Source organism: Propionibacterium acidifaciens DSM 21887, assembly GCF_000426605.1.
Taxonomy (GTDB): Bacteria; Actinomycetota; Actinomycetes; order Propionibacteriales; family Propionibacteriaceae; genus Propionibacterium; species Propionibacterium acidifaciens.
The window spans coordinates 1-2441 of record NZ_AUFR01000070.1 but is presented as its reverse complement, the minus strand read 5'-3'; the positions used below and the strand labels follow the sequence as shown (position 1 = coordinate 2441).

The 2441-nt window shown below is 59.0% G+C and carries 4 protein-coding genes; 3 read left to right on the top strand and 1 reads right to left on the bottom strand.

Features of this window, described 5'->3' with window-relative positions; translation table 11 throughout:
* From K336_RS17255 to K336_RS16440, 3 genes are all read left to right on the top strand, one after another.
* Positions 1-1070: Hint domain-containing protein (locus K336_RS17255; RefSeq protein ID WP_155945120.1), on the top strand; the 1070-nt coding region annotated here is incomplete at its 5' end.
* A gap of 161 nt (positions 1071-1231) precedes the next feature.
* Positions 1232-1456, top strand: coding sequence for a hypothetical protein (locus K336_RS18810; protein ID WP_155945119.1), 225 nt, complete (start codon positions 1232-1234; stop codon positions 1454-1456).
* A gap of 82 nt (positions 1457-1538) precedes the next feature.
* Complete coding sequence (locus K336_RS16440) at positions 1539-1730, top strand: transposase (protein WP_081660860.1); 192 nt, start codon at positions 1539-1541, stop codon at positions 1728-1730.
* A 30-nt stretch (positions 1731-1760) separates the two neighbouring features.
* Here K336_RS16440 and K336_RS17250 read toward each other — a convergent pair whose 3' ends face one another.
* A complete protein-coding gene (locus K336_RS17250) occupies positions 1761-2351 on the bottom strand; it encodes a transposase (RefSeq protein ID WP_081660859.1) in 591 nt (196 codons plus the stop codon).
* Between the last annotated feature and the right edge of the window lie 90 nt (positions 2352-2441).

Below are 2441 nucleotides of genomic sequence, written 5' to 3'. Positions count from 1 at the left end.
TCGCGCTCATGAGCCTGTCCGGGGCCCTCACCTCGGGCGGGATCAGCATCGCGCAGCAGAAAGCCACCAACGGGTCCGTGGACTGGGCCCGGGTCGGCGTCGAGGCCGCCATCGGCGCCATCCCCATCCCCGGCGGCGGCGGAGCCGCGGCCGGACGCGAAGCAGCCGAAACAGCCGGCCGCGAAGCCCTCGAGACCACCGGCCGCGAAGTGGCCGAGACCACCGGACGCGAAGCAGCCGAACAAGCCGCCCGCACCACCGGCGAACGCGAACTGTCCACCATCGGCACGGACGCCGCCGAGAACCTCGGCGACGACGCCGCCCGGACCGCGCACGACGCCTGCAACGGGGCCGCCTGCTTCACCGGCGACACCCCCGTCCTCATGGCCGACGGCAGCTCGAAACCCATCCAGGACGTCCAGGTCGGAGACGAAGTCACCGCCTGGGACCCCGACACCGACACCACACAGACCCGCACCGTCACCGGCACGTACGTGCACGAACAGGTCGAGACACTCGTGGTCAAGCTCGCCGACGGCGGCCAAGTCGAAACCACCGCCACCCACCCCTTCCTCACCAGAGACCACGGCTGGACACCGGCAGGACACCTCAAACCAGGCGACCTGCTCCACACCCCCGACAACACCTGGGTCACCGTCACCGCGGTCCAGGCCACCGGGCACACACGCACCGTCCACAACCTCGAGATCGAAGGACTCCACACCTACCACGTCCACACAGGCACCACATGGACAACAGTCCACAACAGCTGCACCGTCGACAAGGTAATCCAAGAAACCCAACAAAATACAGGAAAATTCACCAGTAAGTACACCCTCACTGAGGATGAGGCGCTGGAAGCGGGGGAAAAGTGGCTCGGGAATGGCTACAAAGAACTCGGAAAACCCGGTTCAGGCGTATTCAAAAGCACCGATGGCACCAGACAATTTAGAATTGATTCAAGTTCCTTGGCTGGATCACATTCCCCTTGGGTTCCACACTTCCACCTCGAACGACTTGCCCCAGGAGCGACTAAACCATTCGCTAATAATCATATTCCGTTAATATAATGAGGTTAATTCAGAGTGAGCCCCTTGGTGTAAATGGGTCAGTGCCTCACTGGGTTGTTTGGTAGGAGGACCCAGAAGTGAGTTTCCCAGACGGAAACTAGTCAGCTGATCCCATGAATAAGCCTCGATATATTAGCACACCTTAATTTTGAGGAGGGGGCATGGAAATCCCTATTGGCATACCAGGATTAATCATATCAGGAGACGAGGTTGGCTGGACGGTTGAAATAAAATACGACACCCAAAAGACCGGTGGTTATTATATATTTACTTCTAGAGATAGCGAGGGGTATGATGATTGGGTCCCCGACTACAAATCATTAGAGAAATATTTTGAAGAATCAAAATGGCTCATCAAATGGGGACCTGTACCGCCTCGGGTTTGATTGGAGGCAGTGATGACAGGAGGGATCACTGCGCGTGAGACAGGGGAGGTGCCCGATCGAGCTGAAGGATCGGGCAGCGAGGATGACGTTGGAGGCCTTGGTTGACCCGGTGAGGTCGAAGGGGGCGATCAAGCGGATCGCCGGCGGGCTGGGCATTCACCCGGAAGTTTTGCGTGCGTGGGTGCGGCAGGCGGAAGTCGACCAGGGAACACGACCCGGGGCCACCACGAGCGACGTCGATCGCGTCAAGAAGTGGAGGCGGTATCAACGGTGAGCACCTCGCCTGCTTCGGTGAGTATGGCTGTCATGAGACAAGATCGTTTTCGGTGTCACGGGGTGGGAGGTGTTCGAAGTCGTAGTCGAAGGTGCGGCCGATGCTGTACGAGGCGAACGCACCGAAGGTTTCTTCGGGGGTCTCGCGCTGGATGTTCGCGGTGTTGTTCTTGGCGGTGTTCCAGACGTGTTCGACGGGGTTGTGGTCGGGTGCGTACGGTGGCAGGAAAACAGGGGTGATGTGCTCCAGCATTTGGCCGGGCTCGTAGAGACCGGTCAGCATCTTGACGTGGTGGGATCGGGCGTTGTCCAAGAGGACCGCGATCTTCTCTGCCTCGGTTTCTCGCTGGAGCCGGTCCAGTGCGAGGATTGTCTGCTCGGTGTTCTGGTTCGGTTCGATCGAGTACAGCTTGACTGTTCTGCTGGTCAACGAGAGAACACCAAAGAGACTCTTGACAGATGAGGGTGTAGGTCGGTGGCCGGGGGCGGGCGGTGACAGGGATCGAGGTCCTAGAGTGGAGTAGGTTTTTCGGACAGTGGTGAATGTCTGGTTCAGGCTGTCTTGTTGTGGTGTCTGGGTTCGGTGTCGATTTCGTTGGGTGTGCGGTGGTATGGCTGTCATGAAACAAAATCGTTTCTGGTTTCGCGGAGTGGGAGGTGCTCGAAGTCGTAGTCGAATGTTCGGCTGGCGATGTATGAGGCGAACGCGCCG

What these genes read in the sequence shown, in the direction of transcription:
- K336_RS18810 (WP_155945119.1), top strand. Translation starts at nt 1,232, where the DNA reads ATGGAAATCCCTATTGGCATACCAGGATTAATCATATCAGGAGACGAG.
- K336_RS16440 (WP_081660860.1), top strand. Translation starts at nt 1,539, where the DNA reads ATGACGTTGGAGGCCTTGGTTGACCCGGTGAGGTCGAAGGGGGCGATC.
- K336_RS17250 (WP_081660859.1), bottom strand. Translation starts at nt 2,351, where the DNA reads ATGACAGCCATACCACCGCACACCCAACGAAATCGACACCGAACCCAG.